Source organism: Aeromonas sp. s4 (assembly GCF_040907855.1).
Taxonomy (GTDB): Bacteria; Pseudomonadota; Gammaproteobacteria; order Enterobacterales; family Aeromonadaceae; genus Aeromonas; species Aeromonas caviae.
Genome location: NZ_JBFOCP010000049.1, coordinates 15,649 through 40,770, shown reverse-complemented (window position 1 = coordinate 40,770; position 25,122 = coordinate 15,649). Strand labels below are relative to the sequence as shown.

Genomic DNA, 25,122 nt, shown 5'->3' with positions numbered 1-25,122 from the left:
GGATCAGTGGCTCTTGTCGGTCGAAGGGGAGGAGGCAGCCTCGGCCGCCAGCTTCTTGGCTTTGGCCCGGGCGATGGCGGCGGCGATGGCCGCCTTCTTGGGGTCCACCTCGGCGGCGGGTCCGGATGCGGCGGCAGGGGCCTCGGCGGTGGCGGCATCGCTTGTGTTTGCGGAGATGCCACCTGCGTCCAGCGGTGCGTCACCTTGCGCCTGGGCGGCTTTCTTGGCCTTGGCCCGGGCGATGGCAGCGGCAATGGCCGCCTTCTTGGGGTCCACCTCGGCGGCGGGTCCGGATGCGGCGGCCGGGGCCTCAACGGCGTTATCGCTTGTGTTCACGGATGTCTCACCCGCGACCACCGGCGCGTCACCTTGGGCCTGTGCGGCTTTCTTGGCCTTGGCCCGGGCGATGGCGGCGGCAATGGCCGCCTTCTTGGGGTCCACCTCGGCGGCGGGCTCGGATGCGGCGGCCGGGGCCTCAACGGCGTTATCGCTTGTGTTCACGGATGTCTCACCCGCGACCACCGGCCCATCACCTTGGGCCTGTGCGGCTTTCTTGGCCTTGGCCCGGGCGATGGCGGCGGCGATGGCCGCCTTCTTGGGATCCACCTCGGCGGCGGGCCCGGATGCGGCGGCCGGGGCCTCAACGGCGTGTTCGGTTGTGTTCACGGATGTCTCACCCGCGACCACCGGTGCATCACCTTGCGCCTGAGCGGCCTTCTTGGCCTTGGCCCGGGCGATGGCGGCGGCAATGGCCGCCTTCTTGGGGTCCACCTCTGCGGCGGGTTCGGATGCGGCGGCCGGGGCCTCAACGGCGTGTTCGGTTGTGTTCACGGATGTCTTATCCGCGACCACCGGCCCGTCACCGTGCGCCTGGGCGGCCTTCTTGGCCTTGGCACGTGCCAGGGCGGCGGCGATGGCGGCCTTCTTGGGATCCAGCTCTGCCTTGGGATGTTGCTCCCCAGGTGCCGGGGGGTCAGCCAGCCCATTGCCCTCGCCATTGGCGGCCTTGGCGGCACGACGGGCGATGGCCTCCTGCTTGCGCGCCTCACGGGCGGCAATCATGGCCTCGTTGTCCGGTGCGGGTTCACTCACGGCCACCTGGGCCGTCTCCTGTTTGGCCTTGATGCGGGCCAGGGCGGCGGCGACCGGATCTTCGCCCCCGGCCGTCGTCATGGCCTGGCGACGCTGGGCTGCGGCCTCGGCGTGGCGGGCTTCGCGGGCCGCCTTCTCACGCTCGAAGCGAGCCTGCTTGGCCTCGAAGCGCTGCTTGGCACGTTCGGCCTTCTCGGCCTCGGCACGGGCCTCGCGGATGTCATCCTTGGCGATCTTGTAGTACTGCACCAGGGGGATTTCGCTCGGGCAGACCCAGGCACAGGCGCCGCACTCGATACAGTCAAAGAGGTTGAGCTTCTCGGCCTTGTCGTACTCCTTGACCCGGCTGTACCAGTAAAGCTCCTGGGGCAGCAGGGTGGCGGGGCAGGCATCGGCGCAGGCACTGCAACGGATGCAGGCCTGTTCCGGGCCGGGGGGCGGCAGCTCGGCGCGGGTGGGGGAGAGCAGGCAGTTGGTGGCCTTGACCACGGGGACCATGGCGTGGGGCAGGGTGAAGCCCATCATGGGGCCCCCCATGATGACCCGCTGATCCGCCTCCGGTTGCAGCTCGAAACGCTGGAGCAGCCAGCGTACCGGCGTGCCCAGACGCACCCAGGCATTGCCGGGTTTCTTGAAGGCGTCGCCGGTGAGGGTGACGATGCGCTCGATGAGCGGCTCCCCATCGATGATGGCGCGCTTGATGGCAAAGACGGTGGCGACGTTGAGCACCATGATGCCCATGTCGACCGCCCGGCCTCCCTTGGGCACCTGGCGTCCGGTGAGCAGCTCTATGGTCTGTTTGGCGCCGCCGGAGGGGTACTTGGTCGGTACCGACTTGACCAGCACGTCGGCGTCGCTGGCATGGCGGGTCAGGGCCTCGATGGCCGCCGGTTTGTTGTCTTCCACCCCGATCAGGGTGAGCTTGGGCTTGAGCAGGTGCTTGAGTACCCGGATGCCGTCCATGATCTCGTCGGCGTATTCCTGCATCAGACGGTCATCTGTGGTGATGTAGGGTTCGCACTCCAGCCCGTTGACGATGAGGATCTCGGTGAGCTGGCCACGGCCGTCGAGCTTGCTGTGGGTCGGGAAGACGGCGCCGCCGAGCCCGGCGATGCCGGCCTGCTGGATGCGCTCGAGCAACGCCCCCCGCTCCAGGTTCCAGTAGTCAGGCTGGGGTGTGCGCTCGCCCCAGGCATCGTCTCCGTCCGGGGTGAGGAGGATGCAGAGATCGTCAAGACCGGAGGGGTGCGCCACCGTGTGCTGCTCGATGGCGGTGATGGTGCCCGAGGTGGAAGCGTGCACCGGCACGATGCGCCCCTTGTCAAAACGGGTGAGGGGTTGCCCCTTCTTGACCTTGTCCCCCACCCGCACCAGCAGTTCGCCGGCCGGACCCGCGTGCTGGCGCACCGGAATGATGAGCTGTGGGGGAAGGCCCGCGTCAACGACGGGGGTCAGGCTTGACTGGTGCTTGTTCTCGGGGGGATGGATGCCGCCGTGAAAATCCCACAGAGTGCCGGCTTTGATGCGTTCGAGCAGATGCTGCATGGTTACTCCGCTGTTTATTCCACTATCTTGACCGGAATGGCGACCTTGGCCAGATCCCATTTCCAGTTGTCGACCGTGGTCGGCACCGGGATCATTTCAATACAGTCGGTCGGGCAGGGGTCGACGCAGAGGTCGCACCCGGTGCACTCGGCCGCGATGACGGTATGCATCGCCTTGGTGGCACCCAGGATGGCGTCGACCGGACAGGCCTGGATGCACTTGGTGCAACCGATGCACATGTCTTCGTGAATGAAGGCCACCTTCTTTACGGGGATTGCCGCGTCTTCACCGCCGTCCAGAGACTGGGGCTCGACCCCCATCAGGTCGGCAATCTTGCGCATGGTGGCGTCGCCACCGGGCACGCACTTGTTGATCTTGTCGCCATTGGCCAGGGCTTCGGCGTAGGGTTTGCAGCCCGGGTAACCGCACTGGCCGCACTGGGTCTGGGGCAACAGAGCATCGAGCTGATCGACGATGGGATCGGCCTGCACATGAAACTTGACGGCGGCAAAGCCGAGAATGATGCCGAAGGCCAGGGCAAGCAGGGCCAGCACCAGAATGGCAAAGAGTATGTGAATCATAGCGTTATATCTTGATGAGGCCGGTAAAGCCCATGAAGGCCAGCGACATCAGGCCAGCGGTGACCATGGCGATGGAGACGCCACGAAACGGTGCCGGCACGTCGGCGGCCACCAGCCGCTCACGCATGGCGGCAAAAAGGATCAGCACCAGGGAGAAGCCGACGGCGGCCCCGAAGCCGTAGATGATGCTCTGGATGAAGTTGTGGCGCTCGTTGATGCTGAGCAGCGCCACGCCGAGCACGGCACAGTTGGTGGTGATGAGCGGCAGGAAGATGCCGAGCAGGCGATAGAGGGTCGGGCTGCTCTTGCGGATCACCATCTCGGTGAACTGGACCACCACGGCGATCACCAGAATGAAGCCCAGGGTGCGCAGGTAGGCGATCTCCAGCGGGATCAGGATGTAGTGCTCCATCAGATAGGAGCAGGCGCTGGCCAGCGTCATGACGAAGGTGGTGGCCAGACCCATGCCGATGGCGGTTTCCAGCTTGCCGGAGACACCCATGAAGGGGCAAAGGCCGAGGAACTTCACCAGCACGAAGTTGTTGATCAGCACGGTGCCGACCAGTAAAAGCAGGTACTCAGTCATTGAAGATGGGTTATCCGGTATGAAGGCGGCCGTATTATCTGATGTTAGGTGCCTTTAGACAACCGCAAGGCCGTATGGTTATTATTCGAATGCCCAATTCATGGAGGCATTGTGCGCCCTTTACCCGTCCTGACGCTGACCCTGGCCATGCTGCTCTGGTCCAGCTCCTTCATCGCCCTCAAACATGTGCTGGAAATCTGGTCCTTCGGTCAGGTGCTCTTCATGCGGATGGGGGTGGCGTCCTGTTGCTGGCTGCTCTGCTACCGCCAGCTTGGCCGCGTCACTTACCAGAAGGGGGATTGGCGCTGGTTGGCCCTGATGGGGGCGCTTGAGCCCTGCCTCTACTTTCTTCTTGAAGTCAACGCCCTGCGTTACACCAGTGCCGGCCAGGCCGGTATGGTCTGTGCCCTGCTTCCCCTGATGGTGGCTCTGGTGGCCTTCGTACTGCTTGGAGAGCGGGTGAGTCGCCGCCAGCTGCTGGGCTTTGCCATCGCCATCGTTGGCATCGCCCTGCTGGGGTTGGGGGAGGGCGCCGACGAGTTCGCCCCCAACGCCCTGCTCGGCAATAGCCTGGAGATGGGCGCCATGCTCTGCGCCGCCACCTATTCCGTGGTATTCAAGAAGCTCTCCAGCCGCTACGGCGTGATGACACTGACAGCGTTGCAGGCCTTCGTCGGCATGCTCTTCTTCGCGCCCTTTGCCTTCAGTGCGCCCTGGCCCGCGAGCTGGGCCTGGCAGGACATGGGGGTCATCCTCTTCCTCGGCGCCTTCGTGACACTTGGTGCCTACCTGCTCTACAACTGGTCGGTGACCCAGGTGAAGGTGACCCTGGCGGCTGCCTATGTGAACCTCATACCGGTCTTTACCCTGCTGCTCGCCTATCTGCTGCTGGGAGAGACGCTCACTGCCCTGCAATGGGTGGCCTGTGCCGCCGTGCTGGCCGGCATCGGGGTGGGCCAACTGCCGTCCGGCAGGAAGCGTGCGCAGGCCGTCGCCACCGGGGGATGAGTCGCCGTCATTGGGCTACAGTCTGGGCAGGGAAACACGCTGTCTAAGAAGGAGCCGACCGATGAGCGACATGCACTTGCTGGCCGCGGCCAAAAGCCTGTTGAGCCATCCCCCCTTTACCCTGGCCGATGCCAGAGCCCTGGAGGCGCTGGAAGAGGAAGCTGTGGGGGAGGAGGGGCTCTGCATCGCCGCGCTATGGGACATCGCCCTCGCGCTGGCGGACGAGGAAGCCAGACACTATCTCCTGGGGGATGGCTGAGCGGGTTTCGGGTGGGCGGACAGCAATGACAACGGGGGGCCTGGGCCCCCCGTTGTCATTGGCAGCTGTCGCTCAGATGGAGAGGCTCTTGACGGTGTCCGACACCGAGTTGGCGTCCTCGATGATCTCCTTGATGACGTCGGCGATGATGGTGGCCTGCTCCTGACCTGCCACCGCCTTGTCGGAGACGACGGAGACGGTCTGGGTGATCTGGGAGGTGATCTCCGAGTTGTGCTTGATGACGGTGACGATCTCGCTGGTGGAGCTGGAAGTGCGCGCCGCCAGTTGCCTCACCTCGTCGGCCACGACCGCGAATCCCCGTCCCTGTTCCCCGGCGCGGGCCGCCTCGATGGCCGCGTTGAGGGCCAGCAGGTTGGTCTGATCCGCGATGCCGCTGATGGTGGAGATGATGGATTCGATGCTCCTGGATTGCTGGTTGAGCTGCTCTATCTGCTTGCTGACCGCATTGACCGAGGTGTTGATGTGAGAGGAGGTGTCGAGCACCCTGTCGATGACCTCCCGCCCCCTGGCGGCGCTCGCGACGGTTTCGCTGGCGATGGCACACGCCTTCTGGGCCGCTTCTCGGGTGGAGATGGATTTCTCCACCCGCTCGGTGATGTCGCTCGCCAGCTTGATGATTTTGACCACCTTGCCCTCGTGGTTGAAGATGGGGTTGTAGGTGGCCTCCAGCCAGATCTTCTCCCCCCGATGACCCAGACGCATGAAAAGCCCTGACTTGATGTCACCCGAGCCGAGATCCTGCCAGAAATGGGGGTTGTTCTGGTAGAACTCGGTGTCACAGAAGAGGCGATGATGCTTGCCGACCACCTCTTCTAGCCGATAGCCAAAGCAGTTGAGGAAATTCTGGTTGGCGGTGATGACGGTGCCATCGGGTTGGAAATCGATGACCGCCAGGGACTTGTCCAGGGCTGCCAGCAGTGCCTGGGTGCGCTCCAGGGTGGATTGCTGCTGGGTCACGTCGGAGGCGACCTTGGCGATCCGCACCACTTTGCCGTCGATCACGATGGGGAAATAGGTCGCCTCCAGCCACACGGCCTTGCCGGATTTCGACTGGCGAATGAAGCGACCGCTGCGGGAGACGCCGTGGCGCAGATCCTGCCACAAGGTCTCGTAATCCCGGGTATTGACGTCGTCGGGGAAGCAGAGGGTGCTGTGATGCTTGCCAATCACTTCGTCACGTTCAAATCCCACGATCTTGAGAAACAGCGCGTTGGCGAAGGTGACCACTCCCGCCGGGGTGAACTGGACGAAGGGGACCTGCAACTGGATAGCCTGTTCAAATGCCCCCAGTTCCACCACCCTTGCCGCTTGCTCACTGGCTTCCTTGCTTGCTTTTTGATTCCAGAACATGACAGCGCTCCTCCATGAGACCCTTGAATGGGATAACGACCAAATATGAGTAAATTAACAATAGCATTGCGTCCTGATGAGTCGTCATCGTACTCAAATTAACTTTTTATTTTTCAATGTTGATAAATAGCTTCTTAATTGTAGGGTCTCGTACCAAGGTTATTTATCTCGTGGACCGCTTTGGGCCCCAGGGAATATTGGCATGAAGGCGCCTCTTTTGGCACTGACAATTGTCACGATGCCCCTATATATCGCCCTCATATGAACCCTGTGACACGTCAGGGATCTCGGTGTGGATAACGTGAGTCTTCTGGAACGCGGTGAAATTAGGTGGCTACGGGGATCGGGAAAAAGCCGCTATTTGATCCTCTGGTGTGAGAAATAAACGGCCAAGGGTGTGATGTTCTGGATGTGCGGCATGTGTGAACCCGTGACGACATTGCCGCTTCGGTATATTTCTGTCCCGCAACAGGGAGTGTTTATTTTGCCTGCAAGGTGGAGAGTTTCTGGTTCAGGGACTCAATCTCTTTCTGATATCGGGTAGTGACCGACTGCATCTCTGCCGAGACATTGCGGGATCTTGCCTTGTTCTCCGTGATCTGGGTCATCTCGTTGTTCATCTTCTGCTTTTTGGCCTCGATCTCGGTGCGCAGCGCCTCGGCCTGGCGTTGTTTCTGGCCGTTCGCCAGGCTCTGCTCTATCTCCCGGGTCTGGTTGGCCGCCTGCTCCACCGCCTCGGGGGAGGGGGTATAGACATTGAGTGCCATGGGTTTGGCGTCGCTGCTGCAGGGGATGTCGCTGAAGGTGATCCGCCCGTCGCGGGCGCATTGATAGACAGCCGCCTGGACAACGGGGACGTTGGCAAGCCCCAGGCAGGCGAGAGAGATGAGCAGCATGCGTGACATAGACTCCTCCTTGAATCCTCTTCCTTGCACACTAGTACATGGCGCAAGGTCAGACAACAGCCCCGTTTCGGGAGCGACATTCCGGTCCTCACGTCGCTTTTCTCTGGTCCATGGCGGGGAGATCTCCTGCGCAATGGGTGTGCCATGGCGGCACAAAGCGACGGATCCCGGCCTGTTTCCCCGCAGTTCAACACATCAGAGCACCATAACGGGCCGCAATGAGGTATCTTATGCCCCGATTTCATCCATCAAACGGATAAGAGACAACACATGATCATCAAACCCAAGGTTCGCGGCTTTATCTGCACCACCACCCACCCGGTCGGTTGTGAAGCCAATGTTCGTCGCCAGATCGCTTACACCCAAGCCAAGGGCGCCATCGAGAATGGCCCCAAGAAGGTGCTGGTGATCGGCGCTTCCACCGGCTATGGTCTGGCCTCCCGCATTGCCGCAGCCTTCGGCAGCGGAGCTGCCACCATCGGTGTCTTCTTCGAAAAGCCGAGCTCCGAGACCAAGACGGGCTCCGCCGGCTGGTACAACTCCGCCGCCTTCGACAAGGCCGCCAAAGAGGCCGGCCTCTACGCCAAGAGCATCAATGGCGATGCCTTCTCCCACGAGTGCCGTGCCAAGGTGATCGAGCTCATCAAGCAGGATCTGGGTCAAATCGATCTGGTGGTCTATTCCCTGGCCTCTCCGGTGCGCAAGCTGCCGGACACCGGCGAAGTGGTGCGCTCCGCCCTCAAACCCATCGGCGAGGTCTACACCTCCACCGCCATCGACACCAACAAGGATCAGATCATCACCGCCACCGTCGAGCCGGCGAATGAGGAAGAGATCCAGAGCACCATCACCGTCATGGGCGGCCAGGACTGGGAGCTGTGGATGGCGGCTCTGCGCGATGCGGGTGTGCTGGCTGACGGCGCCAAGTCCGTGGCCTATTCCTACATCGGTACCGACCTGACCTGGCCCATCTACTGGCATGGCACCCTGGGGCGCGCCAAGGAAGATCTGGACCGCGCCGCCACCGCCATCCGTGGCGATCTGGCTGCCAAGGGGGGGACCGCCCACGTGGCCGTGCTCAAATCCGTGGTGACCCAGGCCTCCTCTGCCATTCCCGTGATGCCGCTCTACATCTCCATGGCCTTCAAGATCATGAAGGAGAAGGGCATCCACGAGGGTTGCATGGAGCAGGTGGACCGCATGATGCGCACCCGCCTGTACGGCGCCGACATGGCGCTGGACGAGCAGGCCCGCATCCGCATGGATGACTGGGAACTGCGTGAAGACGTGCAGCAGACTTGCCGTGATCTCTGGCCCTCCATCACCACCGAGAACCTCAGTGAACTGACCGACTACACCGGCTACAAGCAGGAGTTCCTGCGCCTGTTCGGTTTCGGTCTGGACGAGGTGGACTACGATGCGGACGTGAATCCGGACGTGCAATTCGACGTGGTCGAGCTGTAAGTCGGTCGTCAGCACAGACAGGGCCCTGCGGGGCCCTGTTTTTTTGCAGCAGACTCAACCTGTTGCCTCAGGTTTATTATCCGCGATCACCTTTTTCCCCGAACAAACCCGCTAGGCTTGCGCTGTCCGGATCACAGACGGCACCGCCGAGGTACGAAAGTCATGACCACATCCCATGAGGCGCCCAAGAAGCGCCAGCTCCCCACGGTTTATACCCTGCTTTTCATCATCATCGCCCTGATGGCGGCCCTCACCTGGGTGCTGCCGGCGGGCAAATACAACTATGTGACGGCCAAGACCCAGCAGCCGGTGGCGGCAGCGGCCGTGGCCGACTACAGCGGTGACGAGCGACTGCTGCCGGTACCCGGCAGTTACACCGAGCTCCCTTCCCAACCCCAGGGGGTATTCGATGTGCTCAAGGCGCCCATCCAGGGCTTTCACAAGGCGGCGGACGTAGCACTGTTCGTACTCATCATCGGCGGCTTTCTGGCGGTGACCATGCAGAGCGGGGCGCTGGATGCCGGGGTCGGGGCCATAGTGCGTACCTTCGCCGGGCGCGAGCGGCTGCTCATCCCGGTGCTGATCGCCCTGTTCGCCCTGGGTGGCTCCACCTTCGGCATGGCGGAGGAGACGGTGGCCTTCTGGGCACTCATCGTGCCGGTGATGATGGCGGCGGGCTTCGATCGCATGGTGGCGGCCGGGATCATCCTGCTCGGCTCCGGGGTTGGGGTGCTCGCCTCCACCGTCAATCCGTTTGCCACCGGCATCGCCTCCGGTTTCGCGGGTATCCCCATCGGTGAGGGGATAGGGCTACGGGTCATCCAGTGGCTGCTGCTGGTGATCTTCGCCTCCTGGTTCGTGATGCGCTACGCCAGGCAGGTGCAGCAGGACAAGTCCCGCTCCGTGCTGGCCGATATCGTTTATGACGACGAGTTCTCCCAGATGAAGAGCGGCAACCTCGCCTTCAGCGGCAAGCAGAAGCTCACCATGCTGGTCTTCTTCGGCACCTTCCTGCTGATGATCTATGCGGTGGTGCCCTGGTCGGATCTGGGCATTGATCTGTTGCCCACCCTGGGCTGGTGGTTCGACGAGCTCTCCACCCTCTTCTTCAGCGCCTCCATCCTGATTGCCCTCATCAACCGGATGCCGGAGTCCAACTACGTGGCGACCTTCCTGAACGGGGCGCGGGATCTCATCGGGGTGGCCCTGGTGGTGGCGGTGGCACGCGGCATCTATGTGGTGATGGAGCACGGCGTCATCATCGACACCATACTGCATTGGGCCGAGGGGCTGGTGAGCGGACTGTCGTCGTCGGTCTTCATCCTGATGGCCTATCTGGTGCACATCATCCTGAGCTTCTTCATCCCCTCCACATCGGGGCTTGCGACCGTCTCCATGCCGCTGATGGGACCGCTGGCGGACTTCTCCGGTATCTCGCGGGATCTGGTGATCACCGCCTATCAGTCCGCCTCCGGCTGGATCAACCTGTTCGCCCCCACCGCCGCCCACCTGGTGGCGGGGCTGGCGCTCGCCAGGATCCCCTACGATCGCTTCGTGCGCTGGGTGCTGCCCTTCATCATCGGGGTGGCTCTGATCACCATGGTGGTGCTGGTGGCCGGGGCCCTGCTGCACGGCTGATGGCGCGGATAGAAAACGACAGACAACAAAAAGGCTCCCGCGGGAGCCTTTTTCATGAGCCTTGCTTACTGCTTGTAGCCCTTGAGGAAGCGGGCGAGACGGCCGATAGCCTCTTCCAGCTCCTCTTCCCGGGGCAGGAACACCAGCCGGAAGTGATCCGGTGCCGGCCAGTTGAAGCCGGTGCCTTGCACCAGCAGGAGCTTCTCCTGCTGCAGCAGGTCGAACACCATCTTCTGGTCGTCGCGAATGTCGTACACCTTGGGGTCGAGGCGCGGGAACATGTAGAGCGCCCCCTTGGGCTTGACGCAGGAGACCCCAGGGATCTCGTTCAAAAGCTCCCAGGCTTTGTCCCGTTGGCGACGCAGGCGGCCCCCCGGCAGGATCAGCTCGTTGATGCTCTGGTAGCCCCCAAGGGCGGTCTGGATGGCGTGCTGCATGGGCACGTTGGCACAGAGCCGCATGGAGGCCAGCATCTCCAGCCCCTCGATATAGCCCTTGGCACGACCCTTGGGTCCGGTGATGACCATCCAGCCCTGGCGGAAACCGCAGGCGCGGTAGGCCTTGGAGAGGCCGTTGAAGGTCACCACCATGACGTCGTCGCACAGGGTGCAGACGCTGGTGTGGGAGATGTCGTCGTAGAGGATCTTGTCGTAGATCTCGTCGGCGAAGATGATGAGGTTGTGCTGACGGGCGATCTCGATCACTTCAAGCAAAAATTCGCTGCCGTAGACGGCGCCGGTCGGGTTGTTGGGGTTGATCAGCACCAGGCCGCGGGTGCGCGGGGTGATGCGAGCGCGGATGTCGTCGAGATCCGGATACCAGTCAGCCCCTTCGTTACAGCGGTAGTGCACCGCATGGCCGCCGGAGAGGGTGACGGCCGCGGTCCAGAGCGGGTAGTCGGGGGAGGGCACCAGCATCTCGTCGCCGTTGTTGAGCAGCGCCTGCATCGCCATCACGATGAGCTCGCTGGCGCCGTTGCCGATGTAGATGTCGTCGATGTCGACCTTGCGCATCCCTTTTTGCTGGTAGTACTGCATCACCGCCTTGCGGGCCGAGAACAGCCCCTTGGAGTCGCAGTAGCCCTGGCTCTGGGGCATGTTGAGGATCACATCCTTGATGATCTCCTCCGGTGCTTCGAAGCCAAACGGGGCCGGATTGCCGATGTTGAGCTTGATGATGCGGTGACCTTCGTCTTCGAGACGGCGAGCTTCTTTGTGCACCGGGCCGCGGATGTCATAGCAGACATCGTCGAGCTTGTGCGACTTGTCGATAGTGAACATGGTGAGCGTGATTCCTTCCCCGTGGGGCGCGTTGGCAGAAAAGCTGTTTTTAGTATCAAATTTCTCTGCCCCTATTCTTCACAGAATTGAATGCTAGAACAATCTAATTTATGGAATAAATCCCTGATATTTACCCCTGAAACAGGGTTGTTGAAATGTTAAATTTAGCATGATCGTTTGCCTCTCTTTGGTAGATCAGTGAAAGATGAGGGGTAGCTTCATAAAGCAACATGAGTGTATTGAAATATCTCCCCCATCTGGCACGATTGGCTGGGGTAAAAAAGGCCCCGACCCGTCGGTCTGCCAGGGGAGCACGCAGGCACGGGGGCTCATCTTCCCGCTCTCGAGGTTCACTCATGCAGGCACCCGCCACCGGTCGCTACCGCCATTTCAAGGGGGGCTATTACCAGGTTCTGGCCCTGGCCTTGCACACCGAAACCCAGGAGCAGCTGGTGATCTATCAATCCGAACAGGATGGTCAGGTCTATGCCCGCCCCGTCGCCATGTTCATGGAGTGGATTGAACATCAGGGACAGGTGGTGAGCCGCTTCACGCCGGTGGCCTGAGGCAGGCTTGGCGACATGAAAAAAGGCGCCAGAGGCGCCTTTTTTCATGGTGTCGGGGCTTACAGACCCAGATTGGCTCTGGCATAGGCCTCGAAGTCGGTGCAGCCGCCGATGTGCTGCTCATCCAGGAAGATCTGCGGCACAGTGGTGACCGGCTTGCCCGCCTTGGCGGCGAGATCGTCCTTGGTCAGCCCGGCCACGTTGATATCCACGTAGCGGAACTCGAAGTCATCGCGCTCCTCGGTCAGTTGCTCGGCAATCTGCTTGGCACGCACGCAATAGGGGCAACCGGGACGACCAAAAATCTCTACAAACATCTTTTCTCTCCATTAAACAAGCCGTTGAAGAAGGCCATTGAGATGAGGCTGGGCACAGCATAGCCCTGGCTCCCTGTCAGTCAAAGCTGAAAATAGCGATGCTTCCGTTCGCCATCTCCGATTGCGCCCACTGCTGATGACGGCGCCAGCGTCCCCCAAGGCCGGGGAATCGGGCCGCCTTGCCGGCAAGGCAGCCCGTCTATCACTGCTCGACGATCTGGATGGGTTGTTGCTGGTAGATGCTCTCCAGCACGCCTTTTTCGAAGACGGTCCAGGGCCAGGGCGCCTTGCTGGCGCGGTAGCGCTCGTGGGTTGCCGGATCCTGGGAGAGACCGCGCTGGAACATCACGAAGGCCTTGCGCTGGCCACCGGCGGTGTCGATGAAGCCGGCGAGGTTCGACGTACCTGTGATGGTACCGGTCTTGGCGTGTACCTTGTTCTTCATCATGGGAGCGGTGACGCTGCGTCGCCAGGCCAGGGTGCCGTCTACCTGGGAGCTTGGCAGCAGCTTGATGAAGTCGAGCTCGGCATCGTTCTTCTGGATGAAGTTAAGCACCGACAACATCTGGCGCGCGCTGATGAGATTGTGGGCGGAGAGGCCGGAGCCGTCGGCCAGGGTGGCGTTGCCAAGGTCAATGCCGTGCTTGGTCAGGATGGCGCGCACCGCCATGGTGCCGCTGCGATAGCTGCCCGGCTTGTTGTAGTAGTGACGCCCCACGGTTTTGAGGAAGGTATCGGCGTAGAGGTTGTCGGACTTTTTCAACATCTTGGCGAGCATCACCGGCAGGGAGACAGAGTAGTGGGTCGCCAGGGTCTGGGCACCGACAGGGGCCTGATGGGTGACCCGCAGCAGGCCGTCGTGGCTGATCCCGGCGCGGTTCATGGCCCAGCGGATGTTGTCCCAGCCCCAGGCCTCCACGTCATGGATGGCAAAGCGCAGCCCTTGTGGCTCCTTGTTCGGGGTGATGCAGCCCTTGAGCTCGTAGAAGTTGCCCTTGGCCATGTCTACTTCCAGAGCGCAGAACTGACGCGCCATGTCGCCATAGCTCATCACCTCCACGTTGTCGGCGCCGATGCCGATGGGCACGCCGGTGGCCACGTTGCCCACCGCAGGCTTGCCAATCTGGGTGGCGGTGATGGTGCCGTAGGCGCAGTTCTTGTCGATGATGACCGAGGAGACGGGAGCGGCGAAGCAGAGGGTCTGATCCCCCCAGGACCAGCCGTTGCCACGCTCATAGCCGTTGTAGGCACCGGTGTTGACATAGACGTTGCCCTGAATGCGGGTGACGCCCAACTGTTTGAACAGGGCAACCAGATCCATGCGCGACAGGGTCGGGTCGCCGACGAAGTTGATCCAGATGTCGCCGTTGATGGTGGTGCCCTGTTTGGCGCCGGGCTGGGCCTGGATGTCGGTGGCGAAGCGGAAGTCGGCACCGAGTTCGAGGCGTGCAGCGAGCGCGGTGAGCACCTTCATGGTGGAGGCGGGGGCTATCATGTCATCGGCGTGACGGGCAAATTCCACCCCGTTGTTGCCCTGTACGATGACGGCGTACTGGCCCCCCTTGGGCGGGGTCAGCGGGGCGGCGTGGACCGCCAGAGAAAAGAGAGCACAAAAACCAATCAACAGCCGCTGCATAGGATCCTCTAACTGAACGAAAGGGCGGCATCAGAAACCGCCCCGATAATCAAACCGGGTGACTGCCGGGTATCGCCTGCCATGGGGTCAGGCCGGGGCGTTGGCAGTCCGGTAACGCCCCTCGTAATCGAATATTTTTTCCTTCACCTGCCAGAAGCGTCCCGACTTGCGGGCGATGACGAAATCCGGGTGACGGAACTGGTTTGCCGCGAGCATCACGCTCGCCAGGGTCGTGAATTCGGGCTCCAGGCCCGGGGCGGGCCAATGATGACGCACAAAGCGTTGTTGAAACAAGCGCTGTGCACCCCGGGAGTGAAAGGGGAAGTACTCTGTCAGGGTCAGGCCATCCTCGTCGTGGTAGGTCACCTCCAGCCGCTCCCCCTGCTTGCCGCGCCCGGCACTCAGGGTCAAACCGGCGCAGCGGATCACCATGCAGTCCTTGAGATTGAGGGCTTCCTTGAGGTTGTCGTCAGGGTCCACCAGCAGCTGGTCACAGCTTTGGCAGCGGCGGGCGGCGATGTCGTTTTCAGCGCCGCAACCGGGGCAGATCTTGGCGCGAAAGCGGTAGTCGCACTCCTCGCGGTTGCCCTCGTCATCTTCAAACAGTCCCTGACAGCGGCGGCCATAGTGCTCGATCACCTTGCCACCCTCGTCGGTCTTGCCCCAGAAGGTGTTGGCAAAGCCGCAGGCGGGGCAGGGCACCTGAACCGGCTCGGTGCCGGCGTGGGGCCTGGGCTCCCCCACTTCGGGGGCAAACAGGTTGAAGTTGTTGCCTGCGTAGTCGAGCACCAGGCAATCGCTCTTGCCGGGTGAGAGGCGCAGGCCCCGTCCCACAATCTGCTGATAGAGCGACACCGATTCGGTGGGACGCAGCATCACGATAAGGTCGACGTGGGGGGCATCAAAACCGGTGGTGAGCACCGCTACGTTGACCAGAAACTTGAGCTCGCGCGCCTTGAAGGCACTGATTAGAGCGTCGCGCTCCGGTCCCGGTGTCTCGCCGGTGACGAGGGCGGCCTGCTGGCCTCTGGTACCGAGCAGGCCATGAATTTCCCGGGCATGTTCGACTGTGGCGGCGAAAATCATCACCCCCTGCCGGTCGGCCGCATACTCCAGCACCTGGCTCAGGATATGGGGGGTGACCCGCTCCTGGCGCTTGATCTCGCCGTTGAGCTGCGCCTCGCTGAACAGGCCGTTCTCCCGCGGCACCAGCTTGCTGAAGTCGTAATGGACGATGGGGGCGTCCACTAGGCGCGGCGGGGTCAGGTAGCCGTTTTTCACCATGAAGCGCAGGGGCAGTTCGAACACGCAGTCACCAAAGAGCCGCTCGCCGTGGCTCTTGACCATGCCGTGGTAGTGGCGCCGGTAGATCCAGCCCAGCCCCAGCCGATAGGGGGTGGCGGTGAGCCCGAGGATCTTGAGGGCCGGATTGGCGGCCTTGAGATGCTCGATCACCTGATGGTATTGGCTGTCGTCATCGAGCGAGACCCGGTGGCACTCGTCGATGATGAGCAGCGAAAAAGCGCCGTCGAAGGCATCCAGATTGCGCGCCACCGACTGCACCGAGCCAAACACCACCTGGGCGCTCGCCTCCTTGCGTGCGAGCCCCGCGGCGAAGATGTCGGCCTTGAGCCCCCAGGCCTCGTACTTGGCGTGGTTCTGCTCCACCAGCTCCTTGACGTGAGCCAGCACCAGCACCCGGCCACGGGCCTTGCGGGCCAGTTCGGCGATCACCAGGCTCTTCCCGGCCCCGGTGGGCAGCACCACCACGGCGGGATCCGGGTGTTTGCGAAAGTGGCTGATGACGGCGTTGACCGCGTCGGTTTGATAAGGTCTGAGAACGAACATGGGGAACGGCTGTGGCGCAAGGTGGCGCCATTATAGGGATCTTGCGGGGAAAATGCAGCGAGGGAGGCTCGCGCTGACAGGAAGCGGGCCGGCAGGATGCCGGCCCGTGCAGGTCAGGGAGCTCAGTGGAAGGGGAACAGGTAGTTGAGCCAGCTACCCATGCGCATCAGGATCTTGCGCATGATGGCCACGTGGTGGAAGTGCTCGGTATAGATGGCGGCCTGGCCGCTGGAACCCGCGATCACCTGGTAGTTTGCCCACTCGGGATCGGTGATCTCGAGCACGATGGGCAGGCGACCCGGTACCTGTGCCGAGGTCTGATCGATAAGACCCGCTTGTGCCTGGATATTGCCCGGTGCCATGGCCGGGATAACGGACTGCACCTTGGCCTTGAAGATGCGACCCGGAATGCCGTCGAGCACGACTTCGGCCTCGTCACCCGCTTTGAGCCGCTGCATGCTGTTCTGCCAGAACCAGCCGACATAGGCATTGGCATCTTCATGAATGAAGGTCATCACGGGGCGGAACATGAAGGGGGCGGCAATCATGCCCGGGCGCAATGCCAGTTGTACGACATGACCGTCACTCGGGGCGTAGACCACGGTCTGCTCCAGATCGTACTTGGCGATGTTGAGCTGGGCACTCAGGTCATTGAGGGTCGCTTTTTGCTGATCTATCTGGGCGACGATGTCATCCACGTTGGCTTGGGTGACGTCGAGGTCGCGCTGTTTGCCGATGCCCCGTCGCATCAGCTCCTGGGCGCGATCCCTGTCCAGGCTGGCGGAGCGCAGGCGGGCGTCCAGAGCCTTCAGAAAATCGGTGTTGGAGGCGAGGCGCGCCGTCAGGCTGGCGACCTTCTCCTGGAAGGGCTCAGCGTCGATGCGAAACAGCACATCCCCTTTCTTGACCGGTTGGTTGGGCTTGACCGGGACGTCGGTGACTCGTCCCTTGACCAGGGGCACGACCGGGGTGGAGACATAATAGTTGCGAGCCAGCTCGGAATAGGGGTGGTTGTAGTTCATCAGCATGATGAGTGTGCCGATGATGATGACGCCACCCAGCACGGCGGTCGGCACGGTCCACTTGTTGAGCGGGATCTTGAAGATCTTGAAAATACCTATGCAGAGGGCCGTATAGGTGAGAATAAGTAGCAGGTCCATGGGGCGTTACCTATTTGTCGGTCTGTTCGAGCGTGGCCATGCGAGCCTGCAGTGCGGCCAGCTCCTCTTTGAGTGCGCTGATCTCTGTTTCGTCATGTTGTAGGCGTTGCGAGAAGCCCCAGCCGCGATCGGGGCGATAAATCGTGGCCCAGATCCAGAGGAAGGGCCAGAGCACGTGCAGGGTGAACAGGCTGACCCAGCCTGCCACGTGAATGGCGTCCTGGTGGGGGTGATTACGGTGCTTGGCAATTTCATATGGAATATCGTGAATGACGATAATGCCATAGAACATGACCAAGACGACAAACACCAGGATCCCCAGGGCAATGTAGTCAAGTACCATCGATTTCTCCCGTCTGAGTCGCTAACAATGCTTCGATTGTCGAGTCGAGGCTTCGGCAATAATGACAGCATATGCCGTCGGTGCAAGTCTGCAATCGGAGAGTTGGTGTGGCGGTACAGGCATGGTTCATCGGTTGCTCATTTAACACACAAAATTGATTTGGTTAGATAAAATCAAACAGCAATGGATGCCCGGGCAAGGTGAGAGGTGAACCTGATGAACGAATGGTGCAGTGGCAAAGGATGGCGGCTTGGCCTGTTGCTGATCTGCCTGTTGTGGTCCCGCCTCGGCTGGACCGCCGAACCCAGAATGGAGCCCAATGAGCAGGAGCGGGCACAGACCCTGGTCCTGCTTCATGAACCCATCGTCATGCTGACGGCTAAATATGGCAACCTGGATGGGGCGGCCAGGGTACGGCTGGCCCATGAGCGAGTTCAGCGGATGGAGCCAAGCGACCTCATGACGCCTGTGGCCGTGACGAAAGGCAGCCGACACGGCCAGGAGAGCCGGGAGTTTCTGGTCAATGGCAAGCGCATTCTGGTGCTGCTGGAAGGGGACCTTGATGAATTCGACGAGCTGACCCTGGATCAGGCGGCTGAACGTGTCCTGCATCGGCTCGACGGCGTGCGCATCAAGTATCTCGAGCTGCACTCGACCCCCTATTTGCTCAGAGCCGTCGGCTTGGCGGTGGTGGTCAGCCTGATCTTCTTCGGCCTCATCTGGCTGTTGCAGCGGGGGCATCGGCGAGTCAGAAAGTGGCTGGCCAACCGCCTGTTGCTGCAGAAGGGGCTGGTCCCCCACTCCTGGCGCCAGGTCACCGGGAATGTCGAGGTCCGCTTGCTCGGCCTCATCACGCTGCTGCTCATCTTCATGCTCACCTATGGCTGGCTGACCTATGTGCTCGGCCTGTTCCCCCAGACCCGGGCCTGGAGCTATCAGCTTGGGGAATCCCTGTTTGCCCTGTGTGGCGACATGCTGGAGGGCATGATTGCCGCCATGCCCGGCCTGGTAACCGTGCTGCTTATCGTGGTCATCACCCGTTTCTTCATCAAGATGCTGGCCATCCTCTTCGACCGCATCGAGCGTGGCCAGTTCCGGGTGCAGGGTTTGCACGCCGAAACCATAGGCGCCACCCGGCGACTGCTGTCAGTGGTGATCTGGCTGTTTGCCCTGACCGTGGCCTACCCCTATCTGCCGGGGGCGGATTCCGATGCCTTCAAGGGGATCAGCGTCTTCTTCGGTCTGATGGTGACACTGGGATCGGCCGGTATCATGAACCATGCCATGAGCGGCCTGGTGCTCATTTACTCCCGCGCACTGCGGCCAGGGGATCTGGTGCAGATCGGCGAGGTGGAGGGGATGGTGAGCGAGCTCAATGCCCTCTCGACCAAGCTGGTGACGCGCCAGGATCACGAGGTCACGCTGCCCAATGCAGTGGTGGTGGGGGGCAAGGTGGTGAACCTGACACGGCTGGCGGGCGAGAAGGGGGTGGCCCTGTTGACCAAGGTGACCATCGGTTATGACACCCCCTGGCGTCAGGTACATGCCATGCTGGAGCTGGCGGCGCGGCGCTGCACCCGGCTCAATCAGGATGAAGCTCCCCTGGTGCGGCAGTTGAATCTGCAGGATTGGTATGTGGAGTACGAGTTGCAGGTGAGGATGAAGGCAAGCGAACTCCCTGCGGTGGTCAAGACGGAGCTCCATGGCCATATTCAGGATGTCTTCAACGAGTTCGGGGTGCAGATCATGTCCCCCAACTTCATTGCCCAGCCGGAGCAGGCTGTGCTGGTGGCCAGGGAGCAGTGGTATCAGGCGCCGGCCCGGGCGCCCGATTCCGCCGAGCCCCCCGTCAGGGAGTGACCACAAAAAGCAGAGGCCCGGCAGCAATGCCGGGCCTCTTGTCATGAAGAGAAGCTGACGCCTCAGCTCTCCTTGGCCTCTCTCAGTTGGGAGGGCCTGAATTTCACCAGGAAGGCGAGGGTGATGAGGGCGGTGCTCACCAGACCGATGATGGTGGAAACATTCATCTCGAGGCCGAAACCGATGGGGGCGTTGGCCAGGTAGGTGATGACCACTGCGGTCATGAAGATGGCGGGAATGGTGCATACCCAGTGCAGCTTGCCTTCCTTGATGAGGTAGGCGGCCGCAGCCCACAGCATGATGACGGCGGTGGTCTGGTTGGCCCAGCCGAAGTAGCGCCAGATCACCCCGAACTCGGCCTTGGAGATGATGAAACCAAGGATGAACATGGGGATGGCGATGAGCAGACGCTTGGCCATGGGCTTCTGGGTCAGGTTCAGGAAGTCCGCCACGATGAGGCGGGCGCTGCGAAACGCGGTGTCACCGGAGGTGATGGGCAGGATCACCACGCCGAGGATCGCCAGGATGCCGCCCACGGTACCGAGCAGGCTGGTGGAGACTTCGTGCACCACGGCAGAGGGGCCGCCGCTGGCCAGGGTGGCGTTGAGCGCCTCGGTGCTGTCGTAGAAGGAGAGACCCAGGGTGCACCAGATGAGGGCGATGATCCCTTCCCCTATCATGGCGCCGTAGAAGATGAAGCGACCGGAGCTCTCGTTCTGCATGCAGCGCGCCATCAGCGGGGACTGGGTGGCGTGGAAACCGGAGACGGCACCACAGGCGATGGTGATGAACAGCAGCGGCCAGAGCGGCAGGTCCGTCGGGTGCAGGTTGGAGAAGTCCATCCCGGTGTTGTAGAAGCCCTTGCCGGAGACGATGAGGCCGATGATGAGGCCGACCGACATGAAGACCAGCAGCGCGCCGAAGATGGGGTAGAAGCGGCCGATGATCTTGTCGATGGGGACGATGGTCGCGAGGATGTAGTAGGCGAAGATGGCCGCAATCCAGTAGACCAGATCGGTGGAGGTGAGGTTGGCGAGCAGGCCCGCCGGGCTCAGGACGAAGACCACGCCCACCAGCATCAGGAGCACCACGGCAAAGAGGTTCATGAAGTGCTTGGCGGCGGTGCCCAGGTGCTCACCGACCACGGTCGGCACCGAGGCGCCCCTGGCGCGTACCGACAGCATGCCGGAGAAATAGTCGTGGACCGCACCGGCGAAGATGCAGCCAAAGACGATCCAGAGCATGGCGACCGGACCATAGAGGGCACCCAGGATGGGGCCGAAGATGGGGCCGACGCCGGCGATGTTGAGCAGTTGAACCAGGTAGACCTTCTTGTCCGACATGGGGACATAGTCCACCCCGTCCGCCATGGTGATGGCGGGGGTCTTCAACTCGGGTTTGGGCCCGAATATCCGTTCGATGAATTTGCCGTATATGAAGTAGCCGGCTATCAACAAGCCGACACAGAGGAAGAACCAGATCATTGCTACGCTCCTGCTTTGTTATTTTTTGGTGTGCGCAGCCAGTGTAGGTGGGGACTTCTGTTAACGGCAGGTGAAAGGGGGTGAGCGGCGACATGGCGACCCGAGCGGTTGTCCGCTGTGATCCGGCGCACATCGCGCCCCGTTTTATTCCAGTCCCAGCTCGTCTTTTAGCTCCTTGAGGTAGCGGCGGCTGACCGGTACCCGGGCCCCGCTCGGGGTCACGATCTCCGCCAGTTGATTCTCCAGCAAACGGATTTCGAAGATGGCGGCCGGGGCCACCAGATACTGGCGGTGACAGCGCAGCAGCGGGGTCTTCTCCTCCAGGGATTTGAGGGTGAGCTGGGTGTGAAACAGCTCGCCCTGGCAGGCGACATGGACGCCGCCGAGATCGGAGAAGGCGTACTCCACCTGGGAGGTTGGGAGCAGCCGCACCCGGTTGTGCAGGTATCCGGGGATATGGTGGATGGTCGGGGCCAGGGTCCCGACCGGTTGCGGGGTGATGTCCTGCCTGAGCCGCGCCAGGGTCTTGGCGAGGCGCGCCGGCTCAACCGGCTTGAGCAGGTAGTCGAAGGCGTTCTCCTCGAACGCCTGGATGGCGTAGTCGTCGAACGCGGTGACAAAGACGATGCGGGGCAGGGGATCGAGCATGGCCACCAGCTCCATGCCGCTGAGTTTGGGCATCTGGATATCGAGAAACACCACATCCGGCTTGAGTTGCTGGATGAGGCCGAGCGCCTCGATGGCGTTGCCCGCCATGCCCAGGATCTCGATGTCGGGATCGCTGGCCAGCAGCTCTGCCAGCTCTTCGCGGGCATAGGGCTCGTCATCGACGATCAGGGTGCGGATCATGTCATCTCCTTGGCGGTGGTGCGGGGTTGTCGTGGGAGGGTCAGGGAGACCCGGGTCCATTGCTCCGGCTCCCACTGGACGTCAATGCCATAGCGCTCGCCAAAGGCACTCTTGAGGCGTTTGTCCACCAGGCTCATCCCCAGACCATCCCCCTGGCCGGATGGTTGCCAGGCCCCGGCGTTGTCTTCGACGCAAAGGGTGATCGCCTCGGGGGTCTCCCTCGCGAAGAGGCGAAGTCGCCCCTCTCCCAGCAGGGAGCAGATGCCGTGCTTGATGGCATTCTCGATGAGGGGCTGCAGGGTGAAGCTCGGCAGTTGCACCTCGGCAAGGTGGGGCGGGATCTCGTTGATGACGGTGAGCCGCTCGCCAAAGCGGGCCTGCTCTATCTCCAGGTAGGAGAGGCAGTGCTCCTGCTCCTCACGCAGCGTGGTCAGGCCGCTCTGGCGCTTGAGGTTGTTGCGAAAGAAGCGGGAGAGGTGCAGCAGCAGCTCCCGTGCCCGTCCCGGATCGCGGCGGGTAATGGCGCTGATGGTGTTGAGGGTGTTGAACAGGAAGTGGGGGTTTATCTGTGCCTGCACCAGCTTGAGCTCGGATTGCACCAGCAGGCGCTGCTGCTGCTCCAGGCGGCCTGCCAGCAGCTGCTGGGACAACAGGTTGGCGATCCCTTCTCCCAGGGTGTGATTGATCTTGAGGAAGAGCCGCTTCTTGGGCTCATAGAGTTTGATGGTGCCGATCACCCCCTCGTCACCCTGCAGGGGGATCACCAGCACGGAGCCGAGCTGGCACTGGGGGGAGATGCTGCAACGATAGGGCTGGCTGTTGCCATCGGCGAACAGCACCTTGTTCTGGGCGATGGCTTGCAGGGTGATCGCCGAGGTGATGGGAGTGCCCGGCTTGTGGTGATCTTCTCCGGTGCCGATGAAGGCGAGGATCTTGTCGGTATCCGTGATGGCGACGGCGCCGACGCCGGTCTCTTCCTGAACGATATGGGCTATCTTGCCGCTGGCCTCCGGAGTGAACCCCTGGCTCATGATGCCGACGGTGCGGTTGGCGATGGTGAGCGCCTTGGCGGAGAAGACCCGGGAGAACTTTTCGTACATCCGCTGCTGGTCGCGGATCATGCTGATGAAGAGCGCCGCCCCGCAGGAGTTGGCGAGGATCATGGGGGTGGCGATGGTGCGCACCAGCAGCAGGGACTTGTCGAAGGGGGTGGCGACCAGCAGGATGATCACCATCTGCATGATCTCGGCCACGAAGGTGGTAAAGAAGGCGACCCTGGGGGCAAAGAGGTCATTGACCCTGCCTGCCCGCATCAGCCGCCAGTGCACCAGCCCCCCCAACAGCCCCTCGCAGGTGGTGGAGATGGCGCAGGCGAGATCGGTGAACCCCCCCAGGGTATAGCGGTGCAGGCCGCCGGTCAGCCCCACCAGGAATCCCACCAGGGGGCCGCCCAGCAGTCCCCCCAGTACGGCACCGACCGCCCGGGTGTTGGCGATGGCGTCATCGATGTCGAGGCCCACATAGGTTCCCAGGATGCAAAAGCAGGAGAAGATGACATAGATGAGCACCTTGTGGGGCAGCCTGACGGAGTAGTTGGCCAGGGGACGCAGCAGGGGACTCTTGGAAAAAAGGTAGGCGATGACCAGACTGACGCTCATCTGTTGGAGCAGAGAGAGGACTAGTTGCATAAAAAAGCTTCCTCAAACACCACGCCGGAGCCGGGCGTTGTCATGACGCAGGGTGAGCCTGAGCCCGTCTTGATGCGGGCTGCGGGCTGAACGCTGCGGCAGTTTGCCAGAATGGAAAAATAAAACCATATAAAATCAGCACGTTAAATTGATATTTGTGTAATCGGTGCCCGCTTGATATTGCTGATGCGAGCATGAAGGTATCCACCGGATACGCCACACGGAGGTGGCATGCTCCGCCCGGCCATCGGCTGGGCGTTTTTTATCCAGCTCCAATGGTGGACGATTTCGAGGGGACCTGAGCAATTATTCAGGTTTGTCCAATGAGTTATCCCCAGCTTCTGGGGATAACTCAGAAGGCGAAATAGTAACAGACCCGCCGACCCAGACCGAAAAAAGCGCGTTGCGCGTCGTCCAGCTCTTCCTGTCTGAGGGTGGCGACGATGCTTCGCGCATCTTCCCGCAGATCGATCATGGCCACCCCTTCCGGTCGCTGTCCCTTGAGGTAGGGCAGCACCTTGGGTCTGAGGGGCATGCTGGGCTCGGTGGAGAGCACGAGGGCCAGGGCATCGTCATCCAGGCGCACCAGGGAACCCGGTGGATAGACCCCCAGCACCTTTATCAGCAACCTGACCTGGGTTTGCTCGAACTTCTTCTGGGAGAGCTTGTAGAGCTGGCCGATCACCTGGCTGGGCCCAGGCGGGTTGAGGCCGCTGCGCGGATGAAGCAGCTCGTCATAGTGATCCACCAGCCCGATGAGGCGGGCGAGGGGGGGGATCTTGTCGCCCTTGATCCCGAGGGGAAAACCGCTGCCATCGAGGCGTTCGTGATGCAGGTAGGCGACCTCACGGATCCTGGGTTCGAAAGCCTGCAACTGGTTGAGCATCTCCAGTCCGTACTGGGGATGCATGTTGAGGAAATTCTGCTCCGCCTTGCTGAGCTCCCCCCGCTTCTGGATGATCTGGCTCGGGATCCTGAGCTCGCCGATGTCGTGGATCAGGCCCGCCAGACCGGTCTCCTCGATCTCGACGGGATTCATGCCAAGCTCCCGTGCCATCAGCATGGCGATGAAGGCCACGCTCAGGCTGTGTTGCAGCAGGGTATCCGTGTTCTGGCTGCGGATGAGGTGCAGACCGAGCGGCCCCTGGTGTTCTGCCAGACGGGCGGCGGTGCTGCGCACTATCTGCGCAGTATTGGCCAGGCCTTCGTCCGGTTTGAGGTTGAGGGCGCCAAGGGCGTCGCGAAGATCTGACAGGGATTGACCGAACGCCTTGTCCGCGATGCGAAGGGAGCGCCTGAACGCCTTTTCGTCGAAGGTGGGGCCCTCAGAAGAGGGGGCGGTATCCCCGGTGTCGCTCATCTCAAGAGAGGGAACGGGTTCGGCCCGCAGCAGGGGCTCTACCGGCAGATCGCTCTTGTCGGGATCCACCATCAGCAGGGTCAGGTCGAGGTGGCGGATGATGTCGAGCTGCTGCTGGTCCTTGATTTTGAAGGCGTTGAACATGAAAGGGTGGCTCGTCCATCCCGTGGGAAGATGGATGTAGTGGCCGACTCTCAACTGCTCGATGGAGGCCTGTATCAGCGCCATGGACTAGCTCTTCTGTCGAATTTGCCTATCAACAAGCTAGCAAAATTAAACAGA

21 protein-coding genes are annotated in these 25,122 nt (G+C 61.9%); 6 read left to right on the top strand and 15 right to left on the bottom strand.

Annotated elements, in window-relative coordinates; all coding sequences use genetic code 11:
* Positions 1-3 precede the first annotated feature (3 nt).
* Genes rsxC through rsxA form a run of 3 tightly spaced genes read right to left on the bottom strand, consistent with a single transcriptional unit; the run spans position 4 to position 3,804 of the window.
* On the bottom strand, positions 4-2,637 hold the full coding sequence (gene rsxC, locus AB5Y89_RS17235; RefSeq protein WP_368224206.1) for an electron transport complex subunit RsxC: 2,634 nt from the start codon (positions 2,635-2,637) through the stop codon (positions 4-6).
* 14 nt (positions 2,638-2,651) lie between these two features.
* Positions 2,652-3,218, bottom strand: a complete 567-nt coding sequence (gene rsxB / locus AB5Y89_RS17230) for an electron transport complex subunit RsxB (RefSeq protein ID WP_042017194.1) — start codon at positions 3,216-3,218, stop codon at positions 2,652-2,654.
* Between the two features lie 4 nt (positions 3,219-3,222).
* Positions 3,223-3,804, bottom strand: coding sequence for an electron transport complex subunit RsxA (gene rsxA, locus AB5Y89_RS17225; protein WP_039038677.1), 582 nt, complete (start codon positions 3,802-3,804; stop codon positions 3,223-3,225).
* A gap of 111 nt (positions 3,805-3,915) precedes the next feature.
* Here rsxA and AB5Y89_RS17220 point away from each other — a divergent pair, with 111 nt between their 5' ends.
* Both AB5Y89_RS17220 and AB5Y89_RS17215 read left to right on the top strand, forming a co-directional pair.
* Entirely contained in the window at positions 3,916-4,812 is an 897-nt protein-coding gene (locus tag AB5Y89_RS17220) for a DMT family transporter (protein ID WP_041212829.1), read from the top strand.
* 61 nt (positions 4,813-4,873) lie between these two features.
* A complete protein-coding gene (locus AB5Y89_RS17215) occupies positions 4,874-5,071 on the top strand; it encodes a hypothetical protein (protein WP_039038678.1) in 198 nt (65 codons plus the stop codon).
* A gap of 72 nt (positions 5,072-5,143) precedes the next feature.
* Here the strand turns inward: AB5Y89_RS17215 and AB5Y89_RS17210 are convergent, their stop codons facing one another.
* Together AB5Y89_RS17210 and AB5Y89_RS17205 are read right to left on the bottom strand one after the other, a co-directional pair.
* Positions 5,144-6,442 carry a PAS domain-containing methyl-accepting chemotaxis protein gene (locus AB5Y89_RS17210; protein ID WP_045525449.1) on the bottom strand — a complete coding sequence of 433 codons (1,299 nt, stop codon included), beginning with the start codon at positions 6,440-6,442 and terminating at the stop codon, positions 5,144-5,146.
* 479 nt (positions 6,443-6,921) lie between these two features.
* Positions 6,922-7,347 (bottom strand): DUF4124 domain-containing protein, encoded by a 426-nt coding sequence (locus AB5Y89_RS17205; protein WP_319891763.1) that lies wholly within the window; start codon positions 7,345-7,347, stop codon positions 6,922-6,924.
* A gap of 270 nt (positions 7,348-7,617) precedes the next feature.
* Between AB5Y89_RS17205 and fabV the strand changes: the two genes are divergently transcribed.
* Together fabV and AB5Y89_RS17195 are read left to right on the top strand one after the other, a co-directional pair.
* Positions 7,618-8,811: an enoyl-ACP reductase FabV gene (gene fabV, locus AB5Y89_RS17200; protein ID WP_041212832.1), complete on the top strand. Its 1,194-nt coding sequence runs from the start codon at positions 7,618-7,620 to the stop codon at positions 8,809-8,811.
* Positions 8,812-8,973: 162 nt separating this feature from the next.
* A complete protein-coding gene (locus AB5Y89_RS17195) occupies positions 8,974-10,449 on the top strand; it encodes a YfcC family protein (protein ID WP_109113039.1) in 1,476 nt (491 codons plus the stop codon).
* Positions 10,450-10,514: 65 nt separating this feature from the next.
* On the opposite strand, the gene AB5Y89_RS17190 is transcribed toward AB5Y89_RS17195, so the two are convergent.
* Entirely contained in the window at positions 10,515-11,729 is a 1,215-nt protein-coding gene (locus tag AB5Y89_RS17190; RefSeq protein ID WP_368224205.1) for a pyridoxal phosphate-dependent aminotransferase, read from the bottom strand.
* A 356-nt stretch (positions 11,730-12,085) separates the two neighbouring features.
* Here AB5Y89_RS17190 and AB5Y89_RS17185 point away from each other — a divergent pair, with 356 nt between their 5' ends.
* Positions 12,086-12,295 (top strand): DUF1653 domain-containing protein, encoded by a 210-nt coding sequence (locus AB5Y89_RS17185; protein WP_010674028.1) that lies wholly within the window; start codon positions 12,086-12,088, stop codon positions 12,293-12,295.
* 59 nt (positions 12,296-12,354) lie between these two features.
* Here AB5Y89_RS17185 and AB5Y89_RS17180 read toward each other — a convergent pair whose 3' ends face one another.
* The 5 genes from AB5Y89_RS17180 to AB5Y89_RS17160 all read right to left on the bottom strand — a co-directional run bounded on the left by AB5Y89_RS17180 (position 12,355) and on the right by AB5Y89_RS17160 (position 17,599).
* On the bottom strand, positions 12,355-12,612 hold the full coding sequence (locus tag AB5Y89_RS17180) for a GrxA family glutaredoxin (RefSeq protein ID WP_010674029.1): 258 nt from the start codon (positions 12,610-12,612) through the stop codon (positions 12,355-12,357).
* Between the two features lie 202 nt (positions 12,613-12,814).
* A complete protein-coding gene (gene dacB / locus AB5Y89_RS17175) occupies positions 12,815-14,248 on the bottom strand; it encodes a D-alanyl-D-alanine carboxypeptidase/D-alanyl-D-alanine-endopeptidase (protein WP_042017206.1) in 1,434 nt (477 codons plus the stop codon).
* Between the two features lie 87 nt (positions 14,249-14,335).
* Positions 14,336-16,096 carry a DEAD/DEAH box helicase gene (locus AB5Y89_RS17170; RefSeq protein ID WP_368224204.1) on the bottom strand — a complete coding sequence of 587 codons (1,761 nt, stop codon included), beginning with the start codon at positions 16,094-16,096 and terminating at the stop codon, positions 14,336-14,338.
* A gap of 122 nt (positions 16,097-16,218) precedes the next feature.
* A complete protein-coding gene (locus AB5Y89_RS17165; RefSeq protein WP_039038992.1) occupies positions 16,219-17,256 on the bottom strand; it encodes an HlyD family secretion protein in 1,038 nt (345 codons plus the stop codon).
* Between the two features lie 10 nt (positions 17,257-17,266).
* Positions 17,267-17,599 (bottom strand): DUF3302 domain-containing protein, encoded by a 333-nt coding sequence (locus AB5Y89_RS17160; protein WP_104452765.1) that lies wholly within the window; start codon positions 17,597-17,599, stop codon positions 17,267-17,269.
* A gap of 216 nt (positions 17,600-17,815) precedes the next feature.
* Between AB5Y89_RS17160 and AB5Y89_RS17155 the strand changes: the two genes are divergently transcribed.
* The gene (locus AB5Y89_RS17155) at positions 17,816-19,459 is read left to right on the top strand and encodes a mechanosensitive ion channel domain-containing protein (RefSeq protein WP_323899896.1); all 1,644 of its coding nucleotides are present in this window, start codon (positions 17,816-17,818) and stop codon (positions 19,457-19,459) included.
* Between the two features lie 62 nt (positions 19,460-19,521).
* Here the strand turns inward: AB5Y89_RS17155 and AB5Y89_RS17150 are convergent, their stop codons facing one another.
* The 4 genes from AB5Y89_RS17150 to AB5Y89_RS17135 form a co-directional block, all read right to left on the bottom strand.
* Positions 19,522-20,943, bottom strand: a complete 1,422-nt coding sequence (locus AB5Y89_RS17150; RefSeq protein ID WP_010674323.1) for a carbon starvation protein A — start codon at positions 20,941-20,943, stop codon at positions 19,522-19,524.
* Between the two features lie 144 nt (positions 20,944-21,087).
* A complete protein-coding gene (gene btsR / locus AB5Y89_RS17145; protein WP_010674324.1) occupies positions 21,088-21,792 on the bottom strand; it encodes a two-component system response regulator BtsR in 705 nt (234 codons plus the stop codon).
* Complete coding sequence (locus AB5Y89_RS17140) at positions 21,789-23,480, bottom strand: sensor histidine kinase (RefSeq protein WP_041212838.1); 1,692 nt, start codon at positions 23,478-23,480, stop codon at positions 21,789-21,791. Before AB5Y89_RS17140 ends, btsR begins: the two co-directional genes overlap by 4 nt.
* A 352-nt stretch (positions 23,481-23,832) precedes the next feature.
* Entirely contained in the window at positions 23,833-25,068 is a 1,236-nt protein-coding gene (locus AB5Y89_RS17135) for an HD-GYP domain-containing protein (protein ID WP_124244364.1), read from the bottom strand.
* Between the last annotated feature and the right edge of the window lie 54 nt (positions 25,069-25,122).